The organism is Bradyrhizobium sp. JR3.5, assembly GCF_054057015.1.
Genome location: NZ_JBSRYV010000002.1, coordinates 631,356 through 658,201 on the forward strand (window position 1 = coordinate 631,356; position 26,846 = coordinate 658,201).

Sequence of the window (26,846 nt, forward strand, 5' to 3'; positions counted from 1 at the left end):
GGACAGGATGAGGAAAATATTGGTCGCGGCGAGCCTGGTCGCCGCAAGCATCACGGGCGCAAGCGCGGCGACGCTCGACACCGTCAAGCAGCGCGGCACGCTGGTGTGCGGCGTCTCGACCGGCTTTGCCGGCTTCTCGGCGCCGGACTCGCAGGGCAACTTCAAGGGCCTCGATGTCGACTATTGCCGCGCGCTTGCCGCAGGCATCCTCGGCGATGCCAATAAGGTGCGCTACGTCGCGCTGACCGCGCAGAACCGCTTCACCGCGCTGCAGTCGGGCGAGATCGACGTGCTCTACCGCAACTCGACGCAGACCTATCTGCGCGGCACCACGCTCGGCCTGCGCCAGGGCCCGGTCAATTTCTACGACGGCCAGGGTTTTGTGGTGAAGAAGGACCTCGGCGTGAAGGAGCTGAAGGATCTCAAGGGCGCCACGGTCTGCGTCGCGCAGGGCACCACGCATGAGGTGACGCTCGGCGATTACGGCCGCGCCAACGGCATCGACTGGAAGCCGCTGGTGTTCGACCGCCCCGACACCATGTACCAGACCTTCTTCGGCGGCCGCTGCGATGCCATGACCCAGGACGCCTCGGCGCTCGCCGGCGCGGTCGCGACCGCCGCGCCAAAGGCGGAAGATTACGTCGTGCTGCCGCAGACCATCAGCAAGGAGCCGCTCGGCCCGTTCACCCGCAACGGCGACGAGGTCTGGAGCGACATCATCACCTGGCTGCATTACGGCCTGGTCGAGGCCGAAGAGCTCGGCGTCACGCAGGCCAATGTCGACGAGATGACGAAGTCGCAGGTCCCGGCGATCCAGCGCCTGCTCGGCGCGTCCGGCGATCTCGGCAGCCGGCTCGGCCTCGACAACAAATGGCTGGTCGCCGCGATCAAGGCGGGCGGTAATTACGGCGAGATCTTCGAGCGCAATGTCGGCAAGGCGAGCCCCTTGAAGCTCGAGCGCGGTCTCAACGGCACCTGGAGCAAGGGCGGGTTGATGTACGCGATCCCGTTCAAGTAACGCTTCTTACCTCGCCCCGATTGCGGGGAAAGAGCCCCTCACCCCAACCCTCTCCCCGCGAAGAGCGGGGAGAGGGAGAACAAGAAGCATCGATGCGTATCACCCTCATTCACGCGCTGAAGCATTCGATCGTCCCGATCGAGGCCTCGTTCGCACGCCATTGGCCGGAGGCGCGGCTGATGAACCTGCTCGACGACAGCCTGTCGGCTGACCTTGCGCGCGACGGCAAGCTCAGCGAGCGCATGACCGAGCGTTTCCTCACGATGGGCCGCTACGCCGTCAGCACCGGCGCCGACGGAATTCTCTTCACCTGCTCGGCGTTCGGCCCCTGCATCGAGGCGGTGGCGCGCGCACACGCACCGATGCCGGTGCTGAAGCCGAACGAGGCGATGATCGAACAGGCAGTCGCGAAGGGAAAGCGCATCGGCCTGCTCTCGACCTTCCCGCCGACGCTGGTGTCGATGCCGCCGGAGTTTCCAGCGTCGGTCACTCTGGTGCCGAAACTCGCCGAGGGAGCGCTGGCGGCGCTCGATCGCGGCGACCGGGCCGAGCATGATCGCATCGTGGTCGAGGCAGCCAGGGATTTGCGCGACTGCGACCTGATCGCGCTCGCGCAATACAGCATGGCGCCGGCGGCCGAGCGCGTCGCGGAAATCACCGGCCGCGAGGTGCTGACGACACCCGACAGCGCGGTCAAGAAGCTGAAGGCGATGGTCGGGGCGTGAGCCCCGTCATTGCGAGCGAAGCGAAGCAATCCATCGCGCAGCATATGCGGCGACATGGATCGCTTCGTCGTTTCGCTCCTCGCAATGACGGAGATGCGAATTCACCGCCCTACCGATCCTACCCGCCCGCGTCATTCACGTTGAGATCAACGCCCTGCGGATCCTTGATGGTCGACACCGTGATCAGCGAGATCAGCGACAGCACCGCGATATAGACGCCGACGCGCCAGGACTGGCCGTAGGTGCCGATGATCCATTGCGCGATCATCGGCGCGAAGGCGCCGCCGAAGATGGCGCCGAGCGCGTAGCCGATCGAGACGCCGGAATAGCGCACCTTGGCCGGAAACAGCTCGGCATAGAGTGCCGCCTGCGGGCCATAGGACAGACCGAGCGCGATGGTGAGGCCGACGGCGCTGACGAAGAACAGCAGCAAATTCTTGCTGTCGATCAAAAACCACATCGGCACCGCCCACAGCACCATCAGCCCATAGCCGATCTGGAAGCAGCGCACGCGGCCGATTCTGTCGCCGAGGATGCCGCCGAGCAGCGTGAAGATGAACCAGCTCACCGCCGCCAGCGTGCCGATCAGAAGCAGCTGTTCCGACGGCATCTTCAGCGTGTTGGTGCCATAGCTGATGATGAACGCGATCAGGATGTAACCGGCCGCATTGTTGGCCATGAAGATCAACGCGGTGCGCAGGATCTCCTTGCTGTGGTTGCGCATCAATTCGCGCAGCGGCGCCGAGGATTCTTTATGCCGGCGCTGCATCGCCAGGAACACCGGAGACTCTTCGACCGTGCGGCGGATCACGATGCCGACGACGATCAGCAGGATCGAGAGCAGGAACGGAATCCGCCAGCCCCATTCGATCATCGCCTGCTTGCCGAGCGAAGCTGTCAGCGCCCACAACACGCCGGTTGCCAGGATCATGCCGAGCGGCGTGCCGATCTGCGGGAACGAGCCGAAGAAGCTGCGCTTGTCGCGAGGCGCCGATTCCACCGCCATCAGCGCCGCGCCGCCCCACTCGCCGCCGGCCGAGAAGCCCTGCAGGATGCGGAGCAGAATAAGGAGCGCCGGCGCCCAGGCGCCGATCTGCGCGTAGGTCGGCAGCAGACCGACCAGCGCGGTCGCAGCGCCCATCAGCAGCAGCGTGACGACGAGCATGTTCTTGCGCCCGAAGCGGTCGCCGAGATGGCCGCAGACGATGGCCCCGAGCGGGCGGAACAGGAATGAGAGGCCGAGCGTCGCAAACGAGACGATCTGCGCCAACAGCGGATTGTTCGCGTTCATCGGCGCGAAGAACAGCGCGCCGAACACCAGGCCCGCCGCCTGTGCGTAGACGAAGAAGTCGTACCACTCGATCGTGGTGCCGACGAGCGTTGCGATGAGGACCTTGCGCTCCTCATCCGACAGCGTAGCTTCGCGCGAGCGCGCGGAAATTTCGATGGACATTTGGCCTCCCCAAACCCGTTCTTGTCTGCACGGGCATGATCGGCTGCGATGCGCCTGCCCCGCACGGATGCTGGTATCGGGATAGCAGAGCTTCCTGCGCGGGACGAGCAAAATAGTTGCAGAAGCAACGATATAGCACCAGCCGACGGGCGCGCGGCCGGTTCCATGACCCGGCTACCTCACCCGCCGCCGACGGTCTCCCATCCCAAAACGCCGATTGTGCAATGCAGCAAGGCCGCTATGCTGGGAGCCTCCAAGGGGTTCTAAGTGTCTGACATCAATGCCGATGCCTGGGTGTCCTCAGGCCACCGCCCGATGGGCTTTCCCGAATTCGTCGTCGTCATCGCTTCCATCATGGCGCTCAACCCGCTGGCGATGGACATGATGCTGCCGGCGCTGCCGAGCATCCGTTCCGCGTTCCAGATCGCCGACGCCAACCGTCCGCAGATGGTGCTGTCGATCTTCCTGGTCGGTTTCGGCGTCGGCCAGTTCGTGATGGGCCCGCTGTCTGATCGCTTCGGCCGCCGCCCGGTGCTGCTCGGCGGCATGACCGTCTACACCATCGCCGGCCTGCTCGCGATCATGGCACCCTCGTTCGAGACGCTGCTACTGGCGCGCGCGCTGCAAGGGCTCGGCACCGCGGCAACCCGCGTGATCGCGACCTCGATCGTGCGCGATTGCTACGCCGGACGGCGCATGGCGAGCGTGATGTCGCTGGCGATGATGGTGTTCATCGCCGTGCCCGTGATCGCGCCGTCATTCGGCCAGGCGGTGATGCTGGTGACGCATTGGCGCGGCATCTTCGTGCTGCTGATGATCTACGGCGTGATCGCGCTGGCCTGGAGCGCGATGCGAATGCCCGAGACGCTGCCGCTCGAATTGCGCAAGTCGCTGGCGATCCCCGAGGTGCTGTCCGCGTTCCGCCAGACCATCACCAACCGCCAGACGCTCGGCTACGCGCTCGCCGCCGGCGGCGTGCAGGGCTCGCTGTTTGCCTTCGTGTTCTGTTCGCAGCAAATCTTCACCGAGATCTTCAAGCTCGGGCATTACTTCCCGGTCGCCTTCGCGGCGTGCGCGGTCGGCGTCGCGATCGCCGGCTTCCTCAATTCGCGCATCGTCGGCCGGATCGGCATGCGGGTGATCTCGCACGCCGCGCTGACCGGTTTTGCCGTGGTCGCCGGCGCGCTGTTCCTCGCCGTGAAGACCGACACGCTGTCGCTGCCGCTGTTCATGGTGCTGGCCGGCCTGATGATGTTCGCGTTCGGGCTGATGATGGCAAACTTCACGGCGCTCGCGATGGAGCCGCAGGGCAAGATCGCCGGCACCGCGTCATCGCTCTACGGCACCATCACCACCCTCCTCGGGATCGGCGTCGGCACCACGATCGGCCAGGATTACGACGGCACGCTGCTGCCATTCGCGACCGGCTTCTTCCTCTGCACGCTGGCTGCGCTCGCCGTCGTCCTGGTGACGGAAAAGGGCCGCATGTTCCGGCCGCATCATCATCCGATTTGATTTCGTAGGGTGGGTTAGCCGAAGGCATAACCCACCATCTTTCTCGCGAGTAGAACGGCGGATTACGCTCCGCTAATCCGCCCTACAGAGCCGGCGTTGGTCCGCGCCCGCACCGGCGCGGCGACACGCCGCGTCGCCGCAAACCCTTCCATACCAAGCTGCCACTGCAGGCCGACGATCGCGCCCTTGGTCGGCTGCAGCAGTCCGAGCGCGCTGAACAGCGTGAACGGCAGCCAGATCGCCAGTTGCAGCCAGGCCGGCGGCGCGTAGGTCATTTCCATCCAGAGCAGCGCCGGCACCACGACGTGGCCGACCACGACGATCACGAGATAGGCCGGGAAATCGTCCGCGCGCTGCGGGGTGAAGTCCTCGCCGCACGCCTCGCAATGATCCGCCACCTTGAGGAAGCGGCCGAACAGATGGCCGCGCCCGCAGTTCGGGCACTTCATCGTGAAGCCGCGCCACATCGCCTTGGGAAGGGAAACCGTCTCGGTCATTGTCGTTGTCCTTGACCTGATCTGATGATCCATACAATATGAATTGTGGCGCATACAATCAAAGACAAATTGCCGAATTGCATGGATTGGATCCCTACAGTTTCCGAATGGCACGGCCCGATGTTCCTGCGGATCGTCGATGCGCTCGCCGCCGATATCGCGGGCGGCCGGCTGGTACGCGGCCAGCGGCTGCCGACCCATCGCGCGCTGGCGTCGGCGCTCGACATCGATCTCACCACGGTGACGCGCGCCTATGGCGAGGCGCGGCGGCGCGGGCTGCTCGACGCCCGGGTCGGCCAGGGCACTTTCGTCTCGGAGACCACCGCGCGCGCGGCGTCCGACCTGCCCGCCTCCGTCAACATCGACCTGTCGATGAATCTGCCGCCGCAGCCGGTCGAGGCCAATCTCGATCTGCGGATCGCGCAGGGACTCGCCACCATCCGCTCCGAGGCCGGGTTCTCCGCCTATCTCGGCTATGCGCGTCCCGGCGGCACCGCTGATGAGCGCGACGCCGGCGCTGCCTGGCTGCAGCCGCGTGTGCCGCAGGCATCGGCCGAGCGGATCGTGATCTATCCGGGATCGCAGGCGATCATCTTCAACGCGCTGCTGGCGCTGACGTCGCCCGGTGATGTCGTGGTGACGGAGGCGTTGACGTTTCCCGGCATCAAGGCCGCGGCCGCGCGGCTCGATGTCCGCCTCGTGGGTGTTGCGATGGACGCCGAGGGGGCCAGGCCCGACGCGCTCGACGACGCCTGCCGCAAGCACAAGCCGAAGGCCGTCTATCTGGTGCCGACGCAGCAGAACCCGACCACGGCGACGATGAGCGCGATCAGACGCAAGGCGATCGCCGACATCATCAGGAAGCGCGGCTGCGTCCTGATCGAGGACGACGTCTACGGCCCGCTCGAACCGCAGGTGGCACCGATCGCCACGCTGATTCCCGAACGCACCTACCTTGCCGCGAGCATCGCGAAATGCATCGCCCCGGCCTTGCGCGTCGCCTATCTGCTGGCGCCGGATGCCGCCGCCGAACAACGGATGCGCGCCGGCATGCAGGCCACCATGCAGATGCCGCCATCGCTGATGGTCGCGCTGGTGACGCAATGGCTGCGCTCCGGCGTCGCCGCCGACATCATCCGCGCCATCCGCAACGAGGCGGCCGCGCGCCAGCAGCTCGCGGCCCGCTTCCTCAAAGGCGTCAGCTACGCGGCGCGGCCGGCGAGCCACCATCTCTGGGTGCCGTTGCCAAAACATTTCGACGGCACCGACCTGCTGTCGCATCTTATGCGCAATGGCCTTGCCGTGGTCGGCGAAGACGCCTTTGCGGCCGGCGATGCCGCGCCGCGCGGCTTGCGCGTCTCGCTCGGCGCCGCGCGCAATCGCGCCGAACTGAGCCAGGCGCTGCAGGTGCTGTCGAACGCCGTGCGCACGCCGGCCGGCGCCACGCAAATTGTATAAATTTCAACCATCGTGAGGGAATAAACTCGCCCGAAAATGATTATGGTGCGGGGGCGCCTGCGCTAGAACTGCGGCGTTCAGGGCATCAGGCAGGGGCGGCTTTCAATGTCATGCGGATACGATCGAGCATTCCACACTGCCGTGCGGACGCTCCGTGAGGTAGTGACCACGATCGCGTGTCTTGCACTTGTGACATCAAGTGCGGCGCGCGCCACCGAGGCCCCTGCCCCGTCGCCGGACAAGCTCGAACGCATCACCGCGTTCTTCGACAACGAGGTTGCGACAGGAAAAATTCCAGGCGCCGCCATCCTGATCCAGCAGCACGGCAAGCCGGTCTATCTGAAGACCTTCGGCTATCGTGACGTCACGACCAAGTCGCCGATGCGGCCGGACACCATGTTCGCCCTGCATTCGATGACCAAGCCGATCACCAACACCGCCGCGATGATGCTGGTCGACGAAGGCAAGCTGTCGCCGCAGGATCCGCTGTCGAAATACATTCCGGCATTCGCCGACGTGAAGGTCGGCATCGAGCCGGACGGCGGCAACGATCTGGGCAAGCTCGAGCTGGTGCCGCCGATCCGCCCGGTCACCATCGAGGACCTGATGCGGCATACCTCGGGCATCACCTACGAATATATCGGCGCCGACTGGATCCAGAAGCTCTACCGCGCAGGGCATCTGTTCGACGGCAAGTTCGACAACAAGGAATTCGTCGCGCGGCTCGCCAAGCTGCCGCTGTCGCGGCAGCCGGGCACGATGTGGCGCTACGGTCATTCCACCGATGTGCTCGGCCGGGTGATCGAGATCGTCACGGGCAAGACGCTCTATCAGTTCGAGAAGGAGCGCATCTTCGATCCGATGAAGATGAACGACACCAGATACGTGCTCGATGCGGAGACCGAACGGACGCGGCTGGCCGAGCCGCTGCCCTCGGACACGATCCTAATCGCGGGGGAGAACGACCGGCGCGGTGCATCCGGAGTGGGAATCCGGCGGCGGCGGCCTGGTGTCGACCATCCTCGATTATGCACGGTTCGCGCAGATGCTGCTCAACGGTGGCGAGCTTGACGGCAAGCGCTATCTCAGCCCTGCCGCCTTCAAGACCATGACGACGGACCATATCGGGCCGGGCTCCGGCGTCGGCCGCGACTATTGGTACTTTCCGGGCGACGGCTTCGGTTACGGCTACGGCATCGCCGTGCGCACCGATCCCGGCATTGCCAAGCCACCGCCGCCCGGCTCGATCGGCGAATTGAAATGGGACAGCGGCAGCGGCACCTATTTCGGCGTCGATCCGAAGCTCGACATGATCTACATCATGCTCGAGCAAACCCAGAACGAACGCCAGCGCATCACGCCGGCGTTCCGGAAGCTGGTGTACGAAGCGTTCAGCCCGGATTGAGTGAAGATCGGCAGCTCCGTCATTGCGAGCGCAGCGAAGCAATCCATCTCGCCGCATGGGGATAGATGGATTGCTTCGTCGCTTGCGCTCCTCGCAATGACGGAACCGGAAGCATTTCGCTTTACGACTTCCGCCGAACCACTTCCTGCCTGCGCCGTGCTGCTGCCGCGATCAAGCTCGCGGTGCATTCGTTGCGGACGAACGCACACTCATCCGCAAACAGGCCGATCCGCGGTTCGAATCCGATCGCACCATCATCGGCCAGCCCATCGATGACGCCGCCGCAGCACACGCATCGGTGGCGTGACGCCAGTTCCCACTCCATGACGCGCCCTCCGGCCGTCGCAGCTTCCCGCTCCGCAGCTTCCTCTCTCTGCAGCTTTCCTTGCGCTATATACTATCCTATATATCGAGACGACAAGGCAGGCGGGTGAACAATCCGGTCGGGAACCCTGCAGACAACAACCATCGACCGGAGACGATCGCCTCACAATTCCTGCCTGGTCCAACCAGGTTCATTGAGGAAACGCGATCATGATAAAAAAGAACGGCGACGCGGGACATCCGCGCGCAACGGGAGAACTGCTCAAGATCCGCCGCGCATCGGCGGAGCGTTTTCGAGCGAAGTGGATGCCGGTTCACGTGAAGAAAACGCGTCAAAATAAGAATCTAGCGCGCGCCGCGGCCACCATCCTTGCGCTCGGCATGGCCGGTATAGCCCGCGCCGAAACCGCTCCGGTCGGAGTTCCCGACAAGAGTTTCCCGGAGAGCGTGACCTCGACCTCCGACGGTACGCTTTATGTCGGCAGCTTCAACCATGGCGGGGTGACCAAGATCGCCGGCGGCAAGGCCGAGCAACTGGTCAAGCCGGGTGCTGCAGACAGCCGCTCGACGCTCGGCGTGCTCGCCGACGAGAAGAGCGGAACACTCTATGTCTGCTCCAACGACATCAGCGCCATGGGCGTCGCGGGACCGAGCGACGTCAAGGGCGCCTGGCTGAAGACCTTCGATCTGAAGAGCGGCGCACCGAAGGGCAGCTTTGCCCTGACCGATCCGAAATCGTTCTGCAACGACATCGTGGTCGGCGCCGACGGCACCGCCTATGTCAGCGATTCCTTCGCACCGTTCGTCTACAGCCTGAAGCCCGGCGGCACGGCGCTCGCGACCTTCGCGACCGATCCGCAGCTCGCGCCGGCCAAGGACGGCGTCGGGCTCGACGGCATCGCGATCGGCGCCGACGGCAACCTCTATGTCACGACCTTCGTTCCGGCAAAGCTGTTCAAGATCGAGATGAAGGACGGCAAGGCCGGCGCCGTGACGGAGCTCAAGCCGTCGCGGCCGCTCGACCACGCCGACGCGCTGCGCGCCCATGGCGGCGGCTTCCTGCTGATCGAAGGCAATGGCAAGCTCGACAAGGTCACCGTGAAGGGCGGCGATGCCACCATCGACACCATCAAGGATGGTCTGGCCGAGCCGGTCTCGGTGACGCAGGTCGGCGATGTCGGCTGGGTCGCCGAAGGCAAACTGTCCTACGTGATCGGCGACAACAAGGGCAAGGACCCCGGCCCGTTCAAGCTGACGCCGGTGGTGCTGCCGAAGTGAAGACCGAGAGTATCGCGATCTCCCTCCACTGACTCGCTATACCTCTCCCGCTTGCGGGGGAGGTCGACACGCGACGAACGACGCGAAGCGTCGTCCGGAGCGTGGCCGTATATCCTCGTCCATCGCTGTCATCGCCCGGCTCGACCGGGCGACCCAGTACGCCGCGGCCTATCAGTTCGAATACTGACGCCTCTGGAATACTGGATCACCCGCATGAGCGGGTGATGACACTGAGCAAGCTGAGCAATCACCCCATCACCCTGTGAGCCCGCCAACGGCGGGCGTCTCGAAGGATGGCCACAAGAAGCGACGCGCCAAGGTTTCCCATGCGAGGGACGTGTGCCACGATTTCTGAATAATGGAAGAATGCCGCTGATTTGCCCGACGAGTCAAGTTGCCGTGTCCCCCGGCAGCCACCGGCTATTTGCATGGGGTTGTTTTCGATATTTTGGCAGTGCGCCCCTCGCGACGGCAGGCTATCGCATCCGATGCGGTCGCACCGCCGTCACCACGTCATCCGCTAGATCACATAAAACCCATGCGTGCCGTCGCGGCGCAGCTGGTCGACAAGGCCGTACTCCCAATCGAGATAGGCCTGCATCGCCTGCTCCGCGACGCCGGTGCCTTCATAGGGACGCCGGTAGCGGTGCGCGGGATCGGGCCTCGGCACGACGCGCGACTGTCCGACTTCAAGCGGGCCGTTATAGCAGCCGTCGAGCACATAGACCTCCCAGCCCATCTGCGCGAGCCAGGACGCCGTCATGTCGGCGCGGATGCTCTTGTCGTCGGTCAGCACGATGCGGGCGCCGCGCACCGGCGCGGCCATATCGATTTCCTGCACCAGCTGGCCGCCCGCATAATGGCGGAAGCCGGCCAGATGGCCTGCGGCGTACTCCTCGGCGTCGCGCACGTCGAAGCGATACAGCGTGCGGCGTGCGTCCTTTTCCAGCGCGGCGAGTTCAGCCGCGCCGATGTGGCGGACGCCCGCGCGATAGGCGACCTCGCGCGCATTGTCGGCGGCGCCCGCGAACGGCCCGATGCCACCGCGCTGGCCGGCGCCGTGTTCGAGATCGTGTTTCGCCAGCGTCCAGCCGATCGTGCCGTTGCGCAGCGCCCACACCTTGTTGGGCAGCCCGGCATTGATCAGCGACTGCGTGCCGATGATCGAGCGGGTGCGGCCGGCGCAGTTGACGATGATGGTGGTGTCGGGATCGGGTGCCGCGCTCCCTGCGCGCAGCACCAGCTCCGCGCCGGGCACGCTGACCGAGCCCGGGATGTTCATGGTGGCATATTCGTCGAAGCGGCGGACATCGAGGATCGCGATGTTGGCCTTGTCGGCTATCAGCGCGGCGACCTCGTCGGCGCTCAGCGAGGGCGTGTGCCGGCGCGACTCGACCAACTCGCCGAAGGCCTTGGCGTAGGAATTGACGTCCTCGAACACCTCGTAGCCGGCCGCCTTCCAGCCCCTGCAGGCCGCCGGCGAGCGCCGCAACGTTGCTGTAGCCCAGCGCCTGCAACTCGCCAGCCGCGGCAGCGACCAGTCCCTCGCCATTGTCATAGAGAACGATCGGCACGTCCTTGCGCGGCAGTCGCAGCTCGGCTTCGAGCGCGATCCGGCCGGCGGCCATGTTGGCGGCAAACAGCGGATGGCCCGTGGCGAATTCGGCCTCATGCCTGACGTCGAGCAGCGCGATCTCCTGGCGCAGCAGCAGCATTGCACGGATGTTCTGGGGCGTGACGGAAGAAACTGTCATGAGATGCCGGCCTTGGGCAGGAAATGCGCAGGCCTGCTCTAGGCCGAAATCGCGCGCCGTCAATAGCCTTAACCAGCCCGCAACCCCGATCTTCAGAGGCCGGGATTCGGGGAACGAAAATCCGCCATCCCGCTTTGCCCAACCGGGGCGCGCTTGCTAACGTTCCAATCGGCCCCGTTGGCGCCGATCAGGCCTTCCGGACAAGAGAAGGTAGCGGGGCCGCGCCTGGAGTTCTGGGAGGACGACCATGAGATCAGTCGGAAATGAACCATTGTCGCGTCACGCCCTCGCCTACGTGCTGGCCGGCGGACGCGGCAGCAGACTTCAGGAGCTCACCGACAGGCGCGCCAAGCCGGCGGTGTATTTCGGCGGCAAGTCCCGCATCATCGATTTCGCGCTCTCCAACGCCGTGAACTCGGGCATCCGCCGCATCGCGGTGGCGACCCAGTACAAGGCGCACAGCCTGATCCGACATCTGCAAGGCGGCTGGAACTTCTTCCGCCCGGAACGAAACGAGAGTTTTGACATCCTGCCGGCAAGCCAGCGCGTCTCCGAGACCAACTGGTATCTCGGCACGGCGGACGCCGTGTATCAGAACATCGATATCCTCGAGGCGCACGGCACCAAATACATCCTGGTGCTCGCCGGCGACCACATCTACAAGATGGACTACGAGGTGATGCTGAAGCAGCATGTCGAGAGTGGCGCCGACGTCACGGTCGGCTGCCTCGAGATGCCGCGCACCGAATCCAGCGGCTTCGGCATCATGCATGTCGACGACAACGGCCTGATCAAGTCGTTCCTGGAGAAGCCGGCCGATCCGCCGCCGATGCCCGGCAAGCCCGACAAGTCGCTCGCCAGCATGGGCATCTACGTGTTCGACTCGCAATTCCTGTTCGACGAATTGCGCCGCGATGCCGCCGATCCGAATTCCAACCACGATTTCGGCAGGGACATCATCCCCTATATCGTCAAGCACGGCCGCGCGGTGGCGCATCAGTTCAACGATTCCTGCGTCCGCTCCGGCGACGATCCCCGCTCCTACTGGCGCGATGTCGGCACCGTCGACGCCTATTGGGGCGCCAACATCGATCTCACCGACGTCGTGCCGGAGCTCGATCTCTACGACCGCGCATGGCCGATCTGGACCTATGCCGAGATCACCCCGCCCGCCAAATTCGTCCACGACGAGGACGGACGGCGCGGCCAGGCGGTGACCTCGCTGGTCTCGGGCGCCTGTATCATCTCGGGCGCCGCGCTGCGCCGGTCGCTGCTGTTCACCGGCGTTCACGTCAATTCCTACGCCAATGTCGAGAACGCGGTGATCATGCCCTATGTGAATGTCGGCCGCGGCGCGCGGCTCCGAAACGTCGTGATCGATCGCGGCGTGCGGATTCCGGAAGGGCTCGTGGTCGGCGAGGATCCCGAGTTCGACGGCAAGCGATTCCGCACCACCGAGAACGGGATCACGCTGATCACGCAACCTATGATCGACAGGCTCCCGACATGACGCCCATCCGCGTCCTCGCGGTCGCCTCGGAAGTCTACCCGATCGTCAAGACCGGCGGCCTCGCCGACGTGGTCGGCGCGCTGCCGGCGGCGCTGAAGCAGCACGGCGTCACGATGCGGACGCTGGTGCCCGGCTATCCCGATGTGCTCAAGGCGCTGGCCTCCGCGGAGACCCTGCTGAACTGGGGAGAATTTTACGGCGGGGGGCCGATCCGCCTGCTCGGCGGTACCCATGACGGCCTCGATCTTGTTGCGCTAGACGCGCCGCATCTCTATACGCGCCCCGGCAATCCCTATGTCGGTCCCGACGGACGCGACTGGCCCGACAACGGCATCCGCTTTGCGGCGCTGTCGCGGATGGCGGCCGAAATCGGCCGGGGTGCGATCGAGGGCTTCGTCCCCGACATCGTGCATGCGCATGACTGGCAGGCCGGGCTCGCGCCGGCCTATCTGCATTACGGCGGGCAGCCGCGGCCGGGCACGGTGATGACCGTGCACAACCTCGCCTATCAGGGGCAATTCTCGCCGGACATGCTGGCTGCGTTTGGTCTTCCGGGCGAGGCCTATTCGCTTCACGGGGTCGAATATTACGGCACCATCAGTCTCTTGAAGGCCGGCCTGCAATTCGCCGACCGCATCACCACGGTGTCGCCGACTTATGCGCAGGAGATCCAGAGCGACGAAGGCGGCATGGGGCTCGGCGGCCTGTTGCGCGAACGCTCCGACGTGCTGAGCGGCATTCTCAACGGTATCGACATCGATGTGTGGAATCCGGCCACCGATCCCGACATCGCCGCGCGCTTCAGCGCCGGACAAATCGCGGAGCGCGCAGCCAACAAGGCGGCGCTGCAGCGGCGGTTTGGTCTCGATCCGGCGCCAGATGAGATGCTGCTCGGCGTCATCAGTCGGCTGTCATGGCAGAAGGGGCTCGACCTGCTGCTCGAGAACATTCCGACATTGCTCGGCGAAGGCATTCAGCTCGCGCTGCTCGGCAGCGGCGATCGCGATCTGCAGGATCGCTACGCCGCGCTGGCGCGCGACAACCCCGGGCGGATCGCGGTCGTGATCGGCTATGACGAGGCGCTGGCGCATCTGATCCAGGCAGGCGCGGATGCGCTCGCGGTGCCGTCGCGGTTCGAGCCGTGCGGCCTCACCCAGCTCTGCGCGCTGCGCTACGGCGCGGTCCCGATCGTTGCCAATGTCGGCGGCCTTGCCGACACCGTGCAGGGCTTCGACGAAGCCGCGATCACCGGCAGTGCTGCGACCGGCGTCAAGTTTGCACCCGTGACCTCGGAAGCGCTCGCCCATGGCTTGCGCACAGCGAACCTGCTGTTCAACGACAAGGTGACGTGGCGCCGGCTGCAGCAGGCCGGCATGGCCACCGACGTCTCCTGGCACAATCGCGCCGGCCGCTACGCCGCGCTCTACCGCGAGCTCGCCGCCGCGCGAGGATGACGCGCGATCAATTCAACAGATCGCAGGACGCGATGCGGTTGATGTCGGCGAGGCGGCGGTCGGGATTGCCCTTGAGATCGAGGCTTGCGACGAGAGCGAGCAGGCGGCCATAGGCGCGGTCGGCGACCGCGACGGGCAGCGGCTCCTCGTCGAAGGCCTCGATGTAGTTGCCGACGAGACCGCTCAGCAGCCGGCACATGGCCCGTTGCTCGGGCTGATGCCTGCTCAAGGTCTCGAGTTTTTCCTGGAGGGTCCGGTAGGTTCGCAGGCCGTGCGGCTGTTGCGAAAGCCAAGTATGCAAATCAGGAGCGTGCAAATCAGAATTTTGTAAATCAGTCATATCAGCCTCTTCAAGCAGGAGAAGAAGCTACCGGTTTATATAGCCGATCACGGTTCCGCGCCATGACGATTTTTGCATGCATCCCCTGCTCGGCCGCGCAGGCCGTGTCATCGGATTGGCGCGCGGCATAGCTAAAGTATCTTGGTTTTGATCAAAGTCGCGCGAGTGCCGGCAGGATCCTGTAGCGCGCGATCTCGTGCGGATAGTCGCCGCGATTGGCGAGCAGCACGATGCCGAACCGGCGCGCCGGCACCAGGCCGATATAGGCCGAGGCATTGTTGAGACCGCCGGGTTTGTCGATGACGGTGACACCGTCCAGCCGCGCATGCTCCCACGCCATCGCCTGCCCGAACGTCGCATCGACACGAAAACTCTCGCGCATGGTCATCTGCAATGCCGCGCGCAATTCGGGATCGATCACCGCGCCGTCGAGACAGGCGCGCAGCAGCACGCCGAGATCGCGCGCCGACGAGAACATCTGGCCAGTGCCGGGAAAATCGTAATAGCTCTGCTGATTGCCGGGTGGACCGATCGCCGTGCCGTCATGGGAGTAGCCCTGGACCATGCGCTGCATGATCTCCGGCGCCATCGCCGCGCGATTGTCCTCGCCACGATCCGGAACGAAGGTCGAGGTCATGCCGAGCGGCCTGAGGATACGGCTCTCGATCAACGTCGTGATCGGCATGCGATAGCGCTGCTCCAGCACCAGCTGCAGCAGGACATAGCCGGCATGGCTGTAGATGCGCTGCTTGCCCGGCTGCTCTCCTTTCTTGGGCGTCCAGGCATTGAGCATCGCGATGAACTGATCGCGGCTGAAGGCCTCGTTCGGCCAGGGCGGATGATCGGTCGGCAGCAGCAGCCCCGATGTATGGTCGACAAGCTCGCCGACCGTGACGCGGCTGATATAGTCGCCGTGCAACTCCGGCAGATACTTGCCGACGGGATCGTCCAGCCGCAATTCGCCGCGCTCGGTGCCGAGGGCAACCAGTGTCGCCTCGAACAGCTTGCGCAGCGAGGCGAGATTGAACAGCGTGTCCGAGGTGACCGGCCGCTTTGCCGCAGCGTCGGCGAAGCCGTAGTTGAAGAAGGCGACCCGACCGCCGGCATAGACCGCCGCGGCAAGGCCGCCCGGATCGGCCACGGTCGCGGTTGGCGCCAGTTCCGTCGTGACGATGTCCCTGATCTGCGCATCCATGTCGGAATCAGCTCGCGCTGCCGTCAGCACGCTAGCGGCAACGGCAAGCAGGACGGCCGCGATCCGGACGAAGAGCCATTGTCTCATGTAGAACGAATTCGGGACGATGTTGCGGTATGACCCGCAGCCTGTTCAGCCATCGAGAAATGGCGACATCGCGATCCTAGCGGTGGGACCCACGTTTCCAAATTCACGATCGCGCGTCTTGCACCGTGACCCGTTCCGGCTGGGGAACGGGCGGCCCGATCGCTGCTCCGGCGGTCACTCCCGGAACCCGCGATCGCGACCGCCCTCCCACTCCAGCCACGGCGCGGGAACTGCAATGGAACTAAAAAATGCGGGACGTTTGAAAATACGAGAAATGTGCAGCGACGGAGAGGCAATACCGACGCTTGCCGGGCTCGCCGCCGATATGTCTGACTTCGCCACATTCCGCTCCCAACCCGGGGACGGTTTCTTACTAGCAACAATTCGTCAATCAAGGGTTGCATATGCCCATGGGATTCGATTTGCAAGACACGGCTGCATGCGACGGATTGTCCTGTTCCCGATGCAGGGCGCGCGCGATGCCGTGGTTAAGCATGGCTTAACTATTGAACGCAGGGCGCGCCTATCCGCTTCGCGACCGGACGATCGACCGCGGCAACGACGCCAGCAGCAGCACGAGGCAGACGCAGAGCAGCACGATGTCCTTGAACAGGAACTCGCCGGCCAGGTTCCATGCCATCGGGTCGGTCGACAGGCTCCATTTCACCACCCCGGGTGTCGTGAAGAAGAACGACCAGGTCACCGCAAAGGTGATCACGCCCATCAATGCGCCGATCGCGGACAGGATCGGGCTGAACGCGCCGGCGGCAAGCAGCACGGCGATGCCGAACTCGGTGACGCCGAGCACATAGGCCTCGCCGCGAAGGCCGAACACCGACAGCCACGAGACGAACGGACTGTTGCTGATGAATTGCACGATGCCTTGCGCCGATTGCAGCGTGAACTTCTGCATGCCGAACGACACGAAGATCACCACCATGACCCAGCGCAGGATCGCGAGCAGACGATAAGACCCCTCGCCTTGTTCGGCGATGTTGAACGACAGATTCATGCGGATGTTTCTTCCCTCGCTGCGATGCCACCATCAGCCGCGGTTACGGCGTTCGTGGCAAACTACGCGGCGCGCCGCGCGCGCGTTACGCGCGGGACACGCTCGCAGCCTTCACGATCATGTGCAGAAGGTGATCAAGATCGTCGCTCGCGGCGATGGTCCTACGCGCGCTGACGCAGCGGCCGCGCGGTGTCCTTGGCCGGCACCGGCATGGTGAAGCCGTACAGGAACAGGTCCACCACCATGTCGGCGAACTCGCTGGGGTCGACGCCACCCTTCGGGTCGTACCAGGTGTGGCTGAAGTTCAGGATGCCGAACAGCATCATGCTGTAGATCTTCTTGGTCCGCCTGACGATCTTGCCTTCCTTGTCGAGCTTGACCAGAAGATCGGAGACCGTGTCGACCAGCTGGCGCTCCAACGCCTTGATCGCATCCTGCTCGGTCTCACCGAGGAACGAGAGGTCGTTGAGGATGACGCGCTGCTCGTCGCTGGAGCGCGCATTCAGTGCGACGATGGCCTGGATCGCCGCGCGGAACTGCTCCAGCGTCGCCGCCTTGCCGGCCATCGCGGCCTCGACATCGGCTATCATCTCGCGGATATGCGCATCGAGGATCGCGAACAGGATCGCTTCCTTCGAGTCGAAATAATGATACAGCGCGCCGCGCGACAGCTTGCAGGCGTCCGCGAGGTCCGCGATCGAGGCACGCATGTAGCCCTGGCGCGCGAACAGGCCGCAGGCGGTGGTGAGAATGCCCCGCTGGATCTCGTCGTAGTTTTCTGAGCGCGTCCGCGCCATACCCGTCTCTCTCGTCCACCGCTGACGCCGCCGGAATCGGGCGGCTTCCGTCTCTCTATACTATAGCCGTCGCGCTCTCCTCCCCTTTGCGGGCACCGTCCACCAGAACTCATCAACCCTGGCGCAGCGGGATCATTGACCTGCGTCAAAAAATAATTTGAACGACCGGTCGGATTATATTATCGTGACCATCATCAAGCAAGCAGATTGCGCACGCCGGAACCAATCCGGCGGCATCGAGGGAGGCTGCGCGTGGATGCTCATAAGGTCGATGCTGTGGTGATCGGAGCTGGCGCCGGCGGGCTGTGCGCCGCGGCGCGTCTCGCCCATGGCGGGCTGCATACCCTCGTCGTCGACGACAAGGACCGGCTCGGCGGGCGCGCCTCGACCGAGGAGATCGACGGCTTCAAGGTCAATATCGGCGCAATCGCGATCGAGTTCGGCGGCGTGTTCGAAGAGACCTTCCACCGTCTGCGCGCCGCTCGATATCCGCGCGCCGGAGCCTGCGAGCTCGTTCTTCATCGACGGCAAGGTGATCGATGTCGGCCGCGGCGGCTGGTCGCTGCTGCTCGGGCAACTGACCAAGCAGGCCTCGCGGATCCTGGAGAAATTCGCCGATGCCCGCTCCGGCAACCTGCCCGACGGGCGGCAATCGACCGAGGACTGGCTGAAGGGCTACACCAGCAACGCGACGGTGCACGCGCTGTTTCGCAACCTCTGCGCGGCGATCTTCGCTTGCAACGCCGCCGAGCTGCCGGCCCGCGCCTTCCTCACCTATTTCACCAGCAAGGGCGCTTTCAAGAAGTTCGGCTTCTGCCCGCAAGGCACGATCGGGGTCTGGAACAGCCTCGGCGGCGCGATCAAGCGCAATGGCGACATCTGGCTCGGCACGCCGGCGACCACGATCCACACCGCCAACGGCCGCGTCGAAGGCGTCACCGTTCTCAGGAATGGCGAGCGGGTGCGGATCGAGAGCGATCTCGTCATCAGCAACGCGGGACCGAAGGCCACTGTCGCGCTTGCCGGCAGCGAGGTCTTTCCAGCGGATTACATCGCCAAGGTGAAGAACGACCTTCGCCCGGCCGCCAATATTGTGATCAATGTCGCGAGCCGCGAGCCGCTGATCAACCATCCCGGCATCGTCACCTTCGGCAAGACGCGCCGGCTCTGCAACATGGCGAACCTCTCCGCCACCTGTCCGGAACTCGCTCCGCCGGGCTGGCATCTTTACGTCGCCTACGCCGTGCCGGTGCCGGCGCTCGGCGATTTCGACGCGGATGCCGAGGTCGCGCTCGCGCTCGAGGACCTCCGCGAGCAGTTCGCCAATTTCGATCAGGCGAAAATCCTGTCGATCCGGGTGATGCGCGACGACTGGCCGGCGCAACGGAGCTGCGCCGGTTACGATCTGCCGCGCGAGACCGGCATCGAAGGCCTGTGGTGCGTTGGCGACGCGGTGAAGCAGTATGGCAATGGCGGCACCCAGGCTTGCGCCGAGACCGCCAAGATCGTGACCGATGCGATCTTCGCCGCGCGACCGCGCCGGTCGGCCGGCCGGGTCTAAACGCGATGCCGACGACCATTCCGCATCCGACGCCGCCGGTAGCGCCCCAGGCCGCGCCGGCGCGGGAGTGCCTGCTCGAATTCCGCAACATCCGCATCGTCTACGACAACGCCATCGAGGCGATCCGCGATGTCTCGATCGCGGTGCCCGAAGGCAACATCGTCGCCCTGCTCGGCTCCAACGGCGCTGGCAAGTCGACACTGCTGAAGGCGATGTCCGGCATCCTCTATACCGAGGAAGGCGCGATCGAGAACGGCAGCATCCGCTTCCGCAATGACGAGGTGCATCACCTCGCGCCGGACGAGCTGGTGCGCCGCGGCATCGTGCAGGTGCCGGAGAGCCGCCGCGTGTTCGCGGCGCTGACCATCGATGAGAATTTGCAGATGGGCGGCTACACCAGGACCAGCGTCGAGGCGCGCGAGCGCCGTGACAAGGTGTTTGCGCTGTTTCCGCGGCTCTATGAGCGGCGCGACCAGATCGCCGGCTACATGTCCGGCGGCGAGCAGCAGATGCTCGCGATCGGCCGCGCGCTGATGACCGACCCCGTGCTGCTGGCGCTCGATGAGCCGTCGCTCGGCCTCGCGCCTCTGATCATCGACCGCATCTATGAGGTGATCGTCCGGCTGCGCGACGAGCTGAAGATGACCGTGCTGCTGGTGGAGCAGAACGCGCAGCGCGCGCTCGATATCGCCGATTACGGCTACATCCTGGAGACCGGCCGCGTCGTGCTCGACGGCACGGCCGCGAGGCTCACCGCCAACGAGGACGTCCGGGAATTCTACCTCGGCGTCTCCTCCGCGGGCCGCAAGAGCCTGCGCGACGTCAAGCATTACAAGCGCCGCAAGCGGTGGCTGTCGTGACGGCGCTGCTCGCAGTCGAGAACCTGTCCAAGCGCTTCGGCGGCCTGCAGGCGGTCGCCGATGTCAGCCTTGAAGTCGCGGCGGGCGAGATCTGCAGCGTGATCGGCCCGAATGGCGCCGGCAAGACCACGCTGTTCAACATGATCTCGGGCGTGCTGCGACCGAGCGGCGGCCGGATCACCTTCGACGGCATCGACCTTTCGACCATTTCGCCGTGGAAGTTCGCCGCCGTCGGGATCGGCCGCACTTTCCAGAATCTCGCGCTGTTCAAGCACGGCACGGTGGTCGAGAACATCCTGACCGGCCGCCACACCCATCTGCGCTCGACCGTGCTCGATGCCGTGGTGTTCTTCGGCCGCACCCGCAAGGAAGAAATCGCGGCCCGGCAGCGCGTCGAGCACATCATCGAATTCCTCGAAATCGAGCATATCAGGGACGCCGTGGTCGGCACGCTGTCCTACGGCCAGCAGAAACGGGTCGAGCTCGCCCGCGCGCTCGCCTGCGAGCCGAAATTGCTGCTGCTCGACGAGATGGTATCCGGCATGAACCAGGAGGAGACCGAGGACATTGCGCGCTTCGTGCTCGACATCCGCGACGAGCTCGGCATCACCGTCGTCATGATCGAGCACGAGATGCGCATCGTGATGGACATCTCCGACCGCATCCACGTGTTGAATTTCGGCCGCAAGATCGCCGAAGGCACGTCCGACGAGATCAGGCGCGATCCGGCGGTCGCGGAGGCCTATCTCGGCGGCCAGCGCGCCGAAGCGATGAAGGCAGGCGCGTGATGTCGACGATGGACAGCCTGCGCACCACGCATCCGCCGCTGCAAGCCAGCGCCGCGCGCAGCGCGCCTGCGGCAGGCACGGACGCGCTGCAGGCGACGCTTGCGGATGCCGCCATCACCATCCCGCAATTGCTGCGGCAGCGCGCCGTCATGCATGGCGACGCATTGGCGCTGCGGGAGAAGGACTACGGCATCTGGAATCCCTATTCCTGGCGGTACTATTACGAGACCGCGCGCGCGGTCGCGCTCGGCCTGCTCGCGCTCGGGATCAAGCCGGGCGACCGCGTCGCTATCGCCGGCGAAAACACGCCGGAATGGTTTTACGCCGATCTTGGCGCCCAGATGATCGGCGCGGTCGCGGTCGGCATCTATCCGACCAATCCCTGGGTCGAGCTGCAATATATCGTCAAGCATTCCGGCGCCCGGGTCGTCATCACCGGCGATCAGGAGCAGACCGACAAAGTGCTCGACGCAATGGCCAGCAATGGCGGCCTGCCGGATCTGGAGGCCATCGTCTGCGTCGACATGAAGGGCCTGCGGCACTACCGCCAGTCCGAGCTGATGTCGTTCGCAGCGCTTTGCGAACGCGGCAAGGCCTACGCCGACGCGAACCCGGAGGCTAACGCCACCCTCGACCGCCTGATCAGCCAGGGCGCACCCGACGATGTCTGTATCCTCGTCTACACCTCGGGCACAACGGGCCCGCCCAAGGGCGCGATGCTGACCCACCGCAATCTCGTCTACGCCGCCTATGCCTACGCCAAGACCGTCGGCATTGCAGACAAGCCGTTCGAGGCGGTGAGCTATCTGCCGCTGTGCCACGTCGCCGAGCGCTGCTACGGCACGGTGACGCATTTGGTGCTCGGCGGCACCGTGTCCTTTGCAGAATCGATCGACACCGTCGCGATCAACATCCGCGAGATTGCACCAACTTTCTTCGTCGGTGTGCCGCGCATCTACGAAAAGCTGCAGCAAGGCTTCCTGTTCAGGCTCGGCGAGAGCGGCCGGCTGCGGCAGGGCTTCACCAAGGCCTGCCTCGGCTGGGGCCGCACGCTGTCCGACCGCCGGCAGGCCGGCAAGGCCAATTGGCTCGATCACGCCGCCTACGGGCTGCTTTACCTCCTGATGTTCCGCAATTTGCAGCGCCATCTCGGCTTCGCTTACAGCCGGCACCGGCTCTGTGCCGGCGCATCGATCTCGCCGGAGACGTTGCGCTTCTTCGACATCGTCGGCCGTCCGGTGTCGCAGGGCTATGGGCTGACCGAAAGCGGCGGCGTCGCCTTCATCCAGACCGAAAGCCACCACCGGATCGGCGGCTGCGGCGTGCCGCTGCCGCAGACCGAATGGAAACTCGACAGCGACGGCGAGATCCTGCTGCGCAACCCCGGCGTCTTCAAGGGCTACTTCCTCGACGAGAAGGCCTCCACCGCTTCGCTCGAACAAGGCGGCTGGCTGCGCACCGGTGACATCATCGACGTGCTCGACAATGGCGAGATCGCCGTGGTCGACCGCAAGAAGGCGATCATCATCACCGCCGGCGGCAAGAACATCGCCCCGTCGGAAATCGAGAACGCGCTGAAGGATTCCGAATTCATCAAGGAAGCGATCGTGGTCGGCGAGGCCAAAAAATACCTCGGCGCCATTGTCCAGGTCGATTACGACAATGTCGGGCGCTGGGCGCGCGATCGGGCGCTGGCCTACACCAACTACAAGTCGCTGTCGCAGCTGCCTGAAGTGCACGAGCTGGTCGAGCGGATCGTCAACGAGACCAACAAGCGCTTCGCCCGGGTCGAGAACATCCGCCGCTTTGCGATCCTCGAGAAAGAGCTCGACCACGACGATGGCGAGCTCACCGCCACGCAGAAGGTGCGCCGCGCCATGATCGAGAAGAAGTTCGCGCGCGAGCTCGCCATCATCTACCAGTCGGAGGGCTGAATGCAGTATCTCATCCAGCTCCTGATCTCCGGGCTGGCGATCGGCGCGATCTACGGCCTGATCGCGATGGGCTTTGCCGTGATCTACAAATCTACCGGGCTGGTCAATTTCGCGCAGGGCGAGATGACCATGATCACCGCCTATATCGCCTGGACGATCTCGACCACGGTTCAGCGGCAATGTGCTCGTCGTCGCGGCGGGCGCGATCCTTGCAGCCATCGTGCTCGGCCTCATCATCGAGCGCTTCGTGATGCGGCCGATGCTTGGCGAGCCGGTGTTCGCGACCGTGATGGTCACGATCGGGCTCGCCGTGATCCTGCGTTCGGCCATCAACTTCATCTGGGACGCCTATCCGCACGGCCTCGATATCGGCATGGGCCGCGGCATCGTCCATCTCGGCGGCATCGGCGTGCGCACCGGGCAAATCGCCGTCATCGTCACGCTGCTTTTGCTGCTCGCCGCGATCTGGGCGTTCTTCCGCTACAGCAAGGTTGGCGTCGCGATGCGCGCGGTCGCGGCCGACGACCGCACCGCGCTGTTGATGGGCATCAGCGCCACGAAGGTCCATGCGCTGGCCTGGGCCGCGTCGTCGGTGATCGCCGGCATCGGCGGCGTGTTCTTCGCGCTGTCCTACGACCTGTCGCCGGCGATGTTCCAGCTCGGCCTGAAGGCGTTTCCGGCCACGATCCTGGGCGGGCTCGACGCCGTGCTCGGCTCCGGCCTCGGCGGCCTCCTGATCGGCATCACCGAAAACCTCGCCGGCGGCTATCTCGGCTCCGGCATGAAGGAGGTGGCGGGCTTTGCCATGATCATCGTCGTGCTGATGATCCGCCCGTTCGGCATCTTCGGCGAACGCGACATCGAGAGGGTCTGATGCGCACCGGTGATTACAAGCAGAGCTATGGCGATCTGGTTGCGCTGATCGATTCCCCGCCGGTGTGGCTGTGGTCGGCCGTGCTGCTGCTGGCGCTGATTGCAGCACCTTATCTTTTGAATTCCTACGCGCTGTCGTTCCTGATGATCATCCTGATCACGGTGACCGGCGCGCTCGGGCTCAACATCCTGACCGGCTACACCGGCTTGATCTCGCTCGGCCATGTCGGCTTCCTCGTCACCGGCGCCTATGCCTACGCGGTGCTGGTCTCGAAGTACCACATGCCGCCGCTGGTCGGCTTCCTCGGGGCCGGCGTGGTGCCGGCGCTGGCGAGCCTGATCGTCGGCGCGCCGTCGCTGCGGCTGAAGGGGCTCTATCTCGCCGTCACCACACTCGCCTTCTCCTTCATCATCAACACCGTGATTCTGGAGATGCGCTGGCTCACCAACGGCGCGCGCGGCATCCAGGTGCAGCGGCCGGAGATCTTCGGCATCAGCTTCGACGGCGACGCGGCCTTCACCTATCTCTGCCTCGCCTTCGCAGCCTTGACGCTATTCGCAACCCTCAACATCCGCCGCAGCCGGGTCGGCCGTGCCTTCGTCGCGATCCGCGACAACGACACCGCGGCCCGCGTGATGGGGATCAACCTGCATGCCTACAAGCTGTTCGCCTTCGTCACATCGGCCTTCATCATCGGAATCGCCGGCGCGCTCTACGGCATCTACCTCTCCTTTGTCAGCGTCGAAGGCTTTCCGTTCCTGCTCTCGATCGAGGCGCTGGCGATCCTCATCGTCGGCGCGGGCTCGGTTCGGCGCTCGGCGCCGTGCTCGGCACCGTCCTGATCGTGCTGCTGCCGGAAGCGACAAGGCTCGTCTTCAGCCTGTTCAGCGCTCAGATGGACGCGACCTTCACGACCGGCGCGCAGGAGCTGAAGAGCATGCTCTACGGCCTCGTCATCATCCTGTTCCTGCGCTTCCAGCCGAGGGGGCTGGTCGGCGCCTGGCACGACATCAAGCGGACCTGGGTGCACTGGCCGCTGCGCTACTAACCAAAAAAAGAGACACAGCACCATGAGGAGGAGACAATGATCAGACATCTGGCGGCGGCTTCGCTGCTGCTTTCCACGGCCTGCCTTGGCATCGGTCCCGTTGCCGCCGCCGACCCCGGCATCACCGACACCGAGATCCTGATCGGCGACGTCGAACCCCTGACCGGCCCGCCGGCGCTGCTCGGCGTCGCGGCCTCGATTGGCCACCAGATCGCAATCGCCGAGGCCAATGCCACCGGCGGCATCAACGGCCGCAAGATCAAATACGTGCTGGAGGACGACGGTTATGTCACCGCGCGAACCATCCAGGGCGTCAAGAAGGTGATCGACGTCGACAAAGTGTTCGCGATGATCGGCATCTCCGGCTCGGGCCAGTCGATCGCTGTGATGCCGGTGCTGGAGAAATCCGGCATCCCGACCGTGATCGACGTCGCGCCGGTGAAATTCCTGTGGGAGCCGCCGCGCAAGAACGTGTTCGTGGTCGGCCAATCCTACGAGGAAGGCATCATCCACCTCGTCAATTTTCTCGCCGACAAGAATCCCGGCAAGAAATGGGGCCTGATCACCCAGGACGACGATTACGGCATCACCGTGCGAGACGGCTTCGATACCGTCGTCAAGGCCAAGAAGCTGAACGTCGTCTACAGCGGCAACTACAAGAAGGGCCAGCAGGACTTCTCGTCCGACATGCTGCAGCTGAAGGATTCCGGCGCCGAGGTGTTCCTGGCCGGCGGCATCATCGGCGAGAACATCGCGATGATGAAGGAGCTCGAGAAGCTCAGCATCAAGCCGGTGACCGGCATTTTCTGGCCCGGCCGCATCGAACCGGTGCTGAAGCTGATGGGCCCGGCCGGCGACGGCATCTATGCGGTCGACTATGTCGAACCGTTCGCGGGCGCAGCCGGCAAGGCATTTCTGGAGAAGGCCAAGCCGCTGGTGTCGGAGGCCGAGTTCAAGGGTATCAACCGCTACACCATGACTGGCTATGCCGCCGCGAAGGTCCTGATCGCAGCGATCGAGCGCTGCGGCAAGCAACCGACCTGGGCTTGCACCATCGCGGAGCTGGAGAAGACCAAAAATGTCGAGACGGGCGTGATGGCGCCGATCGGCTTCGGCCCCGGCGTCCGCTTCTCGAACCAGAAGCTGCAGATCATGCAGGCCGATACGGCGACGCTCAGCTTCAGGCCGGTGAACTAGAACGATGAAGGTCCTGATCGTCTTTGCCCATCAGGAGGCGCAATCCTTCAACGCTGCGCTGCTGGCGCGATCGGTGGCGGAACTGACCGCGCTCGGACACACGGTCAGGATCTCCGATCTCTACGCTATGCGCTTCAACCCGGTGGCGACCGCCGAAGACTTCGGCGAGCGGCGGTTCCCCGACCGGCTGCAATATGACCGCGAGCAGAAATACGATCTGCAACAGGAGTCGCTCAGCGGCGACATCGTCGCTGAGATCGAGAAGCTGTTGTGGTGCGACCTCTTGATCCTGCAGTTTCCGCTGTGGTGGTTCTCCGTTCCCGCGATCATGAAGGGCTGGATCGACCGCGTGTTTGTCAACGGCGCGGTCTATGGCGCCGGCCGCCGTTACGACACCGGCGGCCTCGCCGGCCGACGTGCCATGGTCGTGACCTCGACCGCCGCCTATCCCGGGATGTGCGCGCCCGACGGGCTGATCGGCGCACTCGATGTGGTGCTGTGGCCGATCCAGAACGGCACCTTGGCCTATGCCGGCTGCAAGGTGCTGCCGCCCTTCGTGTCGTATTCGGTGAACTTCGTCGACGAGGCGACGCGGCACCGCTATCTCGACGGCTACGCCGAGCGGCTGCGGCAGCTCGAGACCACCGAGCCGCTGTTCTTCCATCCGCTCGCGGATTTCGGCGAGGACTGGCGGCTGAAGCCAGGGATCGCGGCACAGACGGTCGGCCAGGGTAAGGCGGCGGCGACTTAACGGCCGCCCTC

At 64.8% G+C, this 26,846-nt stretch carries 22 protein-coding genes and 4 pseudogenes; 19 read left to right on the forward strand and 7 right to left on the reverse strand.

Features of this window, described 5'->3' with window-relative positions:
- The first annotated feature begins 7 nt into the window (after nucleotides 1-7).
- Together ACVWW1_RS19590 and ACVWW1_RS19595 are read left to right on the forward strand one after the other, a co-directional pair.
- The gene (locus tag ACVWW1_RS19590; protein ID WP_456657106.1) at nucleotides 8-1,018 is read left to right on the forward strand and encodes an amino acid ABC transporter substrate-binding protein; all 1,011 of its coding nucleotides are present in this window, start codon (nucleotides 8-10) and stop codon (nucleotides 1,016-1,018) included.
- Between the two features lie 92 nt (nucleotides 1,019-1,110).
- Nucleotides 1,111-1,743 carry an aspartate/glutamate racemase family protein gene (locus tag ACVWW1_RS19595; RefSeq protein ID WP_456657107.1) on the forward strand — a complete coding sequence of 211 codons (633 nt, stop codon included), beginning with the start codon at nucleotides 1,111-1,113 and terminating at the stop codon, nucleotides 1,741-1,743.
- A gap of 118 nt (nucleotides 1,744-1,861) precedes the next feature.
- Here the strand turns inward: ACVWW1_RS19595 and ACVWW1_RS19600 are convergent, their stop codons facing one another.
- Complete coding sequence (locus ACVWW1_RS19600) at nucleotides 1,862-3,196, reverse strand: MFS transporter (RefSeq protein WP_456657108.1); 1,335 nt, start codon at nucleotides 3,194-3,196, stop codon at nucleotides 1,862-1,864.
- Between the two features lie 315 nt (nucleotides 3,197-3,511).
- Between ACVWW1_RS19600 and ACVWW1_RS19605 the strand changes: the two genes are divergently transcribed.
- The gene (locus ACVWW1_RS19605; RefSeq protein WP_456660616.1) at nucleotides 3,512-4,711 is read left to right on the forward strand and encodes a multidrug effflux MFS transporter; all 1,200 of its coding nucleotides are present in this window, start codon (nucleotides 3,512-3,514) and stop codon (nucleotides 4,709-4,711) included.
- Between the two features lie 62 nt (nucleotides 4,712-4,773).
- On the opposite strand, the gene ACVWW1_RS19610 is transcribed toward ACVWW1_RS19605, so the two are convergent.
- Nucleotides 4,774-5,208 carry a DUF983 domain-containing protein gene (locus ACVWW1_RS19610; RefSeq protein ID WP_456657109.1) on the reverse strand — a complete coding sequence of 145 codons (435 nt, stop codon included), beginning with the start codon at nucleotides 5,206-5,208 and terminating at the stop codon, nucleotides 4,774-4,776.
- An 81-nt stretch (nucleotides 5,209-5,289) separates the two neighbouring features.
- Between ACVWW1_RS19610 and ACVWW1_RS19615 the strand changes: the two genes are divergently transcribed.
- The 3 genes and pseudogenes from ACVWW1_RS19615 (at nucleotide 5,290) to ACVWW1_RS19625 (ending at nucleotide 9,673) form a co-directional block, all read left to right on the forward strand.
- The gene (locus ACVWW1_RS19615; RefSeq protein WP_456657110.1) at nucleotides 5,290-6,666 is read left to right on the forward strand and encodes an aminotransferase-like domain-containing protein; all 1,377 of its coding nucleotides are present in this window, start codon (nucleotides 5,290-5,292) and stop codon (nucleotides 6,664-6,666) included.
- A 105-nt stretch (nucleotides 6,667-6,771) separates the two neighbouring features.
- Nucleotides 6,772-8,071, forward strand: a pseudogene (locus ACVWW1_RS19620) (serine hydrolase domain-containing protein).
- A gap of 534 nt (nucleotides 8,072-8,605) precedes the next feature.
- Nucleotides 8,606-9,673 carry a hypothetical protein gene (locus tag ACVWW1_RS19625; RefSeq protein WP_456657111.1) on the forward strand — a complete coding sequence of 356 codons (1,068 nt, stop codon included), beginning with the start codon at nucleotides 8,606-8,608 and terminating at the stop codon, nucleotides 9,671-9,673.
- Between the two features lie 520 nt (nucleotides 9,674-10,193).
- Here ACVWW1_RS19625 and ACVWW1_RS19630 read toward each other — a convergent pair.
- Nucleotides 10,194-11,427, reverse strand: a pseudogene (locus ACVWW1_RS19630) (rhodanese-like domain-containing protein).
- Nucleotides 11,428-11,674: 247 nt separating this feature from the next.
- Between ACVWW1_RS19630 and glgC the strand changes: the two are divergent.
- Together glgC and glgA are read left to right on the forward strand one after the other, a co-directional pair.
- Nucleotides 11,675-12,937, forward strand: coding sequence for a glucose-1-phosphate adenylyltransferase (glgC, locus tag ACVWW1_RS19635; protein ID WP_456657112.1), 1,263 nt, complete (start codon nucleotides 11,675-11,677; stop codon nucleotides 12,935-12,937).
- Entirely contained in the window at nucleotides 12,934-14,391 is a 1,458-nt protein-coding gene (gene glgA / locus ACVWW1_RS19640) for a glycogen synthase GlgA (RefSeq protein WP_456657113.1), read from the forward strand. The genes glgC and glgA overlap by 4 nt, the downstream gene beginning before the upstream one ends.
- Before the next feature lie 7 nt (nucleotides 14,392-14,398).
- On the opposite strand, the gene ACVWW1_RS19645 is transcribed toward glgA, so the two are convergent.
- The 4 genes from ACVWW1_RS19645 to ACVWW1_RS19660 form a co-directional block, all read right to left on the reverse strand.
- On the reverse strand, nucleotides 14,399-14,731 hold the full coding sequence (locus ACVWW1_RS19645; protein ID WP_456657114.1) for a hypothetical protein: 333 nt from the start codon (nucleotides 14,729-14,731) through the stop codon (nucleotides 14,399-14,401).
- Between the two features lie 151 nt (nucleotides 14,732-14,882).
- Nucleotides 14,883-16,013 (reverse strand): serine hydrolase, encoded by a 1,131-nt coding sequence (locus ACVWW1_RS19650; RefSeq protein ID WP_456657115.1) that lies wholly within the window; start codon nucleotides 16,011-16,013, stop codon nucleotides 14,883-14,885.
- Between the two features lie 523 nt (nucleotides 16,014-16,536).
- Nucleotides 16,537-17,025: a DUF417 family protein gene (locus ACVWW1_RS19655; protein WP_456657116.1), complete on the reverse strand. Its 489-nt coding sequence runs from the start codon at nucleotides 17,023-17,025 to the stop codon at nucleotides 16,537-16,539.
- 161 nt (nucleotides 17,026-17,186) lie between these two features.
- Nucleotides 17,187-17,822 carry a TetR/AcrR family transcriptional regulator gene (locus tag ACVWW1_RS19660; protein WP_456657117.1) on the reverse strand — a complete coding sequence of 212 codons (636 nt, stop codon included), beginning with the start codon at nucleotides 17,820-17,822 and terminating at the stop codon, nucleotides 17,187-17,189.
- A gap of 279 nt (nucleotides 17,823-18,101) precedes the next feature.
- Between ACVWW1_RS19660 and ACVWW1_RS19665 the strand changes: the two are divergent.
- From ACVWW1_RS19665 to ACVWW1_RS19715, 11 genes and pseudogenes are all read left to right on the forward strand, one after another.
- Nucleotides 18,102-18,248, forward strand: a pseudogene (locus ACVWW1_RS19665) (NAD(P)-binding protein); the annotation flags it as partial.
- A 106-nt stretch (nucleotides 18,249-18,354) separates the two neighbouring features.
- Complete coding sequence (locus ACVWW1_RS19670) at nucleotides 18,355-19,383, forward strand: FAD-dependent oxidoreductase (protein ID WP_456657118.1); 1,029 nt, start codon at nucleotides 18,355-18,357, stop codon at nucleotides 19,381-19,383.
- 5 nt (nucleotides 19,384-19,388) lie between these two features.
- Entirely contained in the window at nucleotides 19,389-20,243 is an 855-nt protein-coding gene (locus ACVWW1_RS19675) for an ABC transporter ATP-binding protein (RefSeq protein ID WP_456660617.1), read from the forward strand.
- Nucleotides 20,240-21,031, forward strand: a complete 792-nt coding sequence (locus ACVWW1_RS19680; protein WP_456657119.1) for an ABC transporter ATP-binding protein — start codon at nucleotides 20,240-20,242, stop codon at nucleotides 21,029-21,031. The genes ACVWW1_RS19675 and ACVWW1_RS19680 overlap by 4 nt, the downstream gene beginning before the upstream one ends.
- Nucleotides 21,031-22,965 carry an AMP-dependent synthetase/ligase gene (locus ACVWW1_RS19685; protein ID WP_456657120.1) on the forward strand — a complete coding sequence of 645 codons (1,935 nt, stop codon included), beginning with the start codon at nucleotides 21,031-21,033 and terminating at the stop codon, nucleotides 22,963-22,965. Before ACVWW1_RS19680 ends, ACVWW1_RS19685 begins: the two co-directional genes overlap by 1 nt.
- Before the next feature lie 66 nt (nucleotides 22,966-23,031).
- A pseudogene (locus ACVWW1_RS19690) lies at nucleotides 23,032-23,076 on the forward strand (hypothetical protein); the annotation flags it as partial.
- A gap of 70 nt (nucleotides 23,077-23,146) precedes the next feature.
- Nucleotides 23,147-23,839, forward strand: coding sequence for a branched-chain amino acid ABC transporter permease (locus ACVWW1_RS19695; RefSeq protein WP_456657121.1), 693 nt, complete (start codon nucleotides 23,147-23,149; stop codon nucleotides 23,837-23,839).
- Nucleotides 23,839-24,681: a branched-chain amino acid ABC transporter permease gene (locus ACVWW1_RS19700; protein ID WP_456660618.1), complete on the forward strand. Its 843-nt coding sequence runs from the start codon at nucleotides 23,839-23,841 to the stop codon at nucleotides 24,679-24,681. Before ACVWW1_RS19695 ends, ACVWW1_RS19700 begins: the two co-directional genes overlap by 1 nt.
- On the forward strand, nucleotides 24,663-24,887 hold the full coding sequence (locus ACVWW1_RS19705) for a hypothetical protein (protein WP_456657122.1): 225 nt from the start codon (nucleotides 24,663-24,665) through the stop codon (nucleotides 24,885-24,887). Before ACVWW1_RS19700 ends, ACVWW1_RS19705 begins: the two co-directional genes overlap by 19 nt.
- Nucleotides 24,888-24,923: 36 nt before the next feature.
- The gene (locus ACVWW1_RS19710) at nucleotides 24,924-26,084 is read left to right on the forward strand and encodes an ABC transporter substrate-binding protein (protein ID WP_456657123.1); all 1,161 of its coding nucleotides are present in this window, start codon (nucleotides 24,924-24,926) and stop codon (nucleotides 26,082-26,084) included.
- 4 nt (nucleotides 26,085-26,088) lie between these two features.
- Entirely contained in the window at nucleotides 26,089-26,835 is a 747-nt protein-coding gene (locus tag ACVWW1_RS19715) for an NAD(P)H-dependent oxidoreductase (RefSeq protein WP_456657124.1), read from the forward strand.
- Nucleotides 26,836-26,846 lie beyond the last annotated feature (11 nt).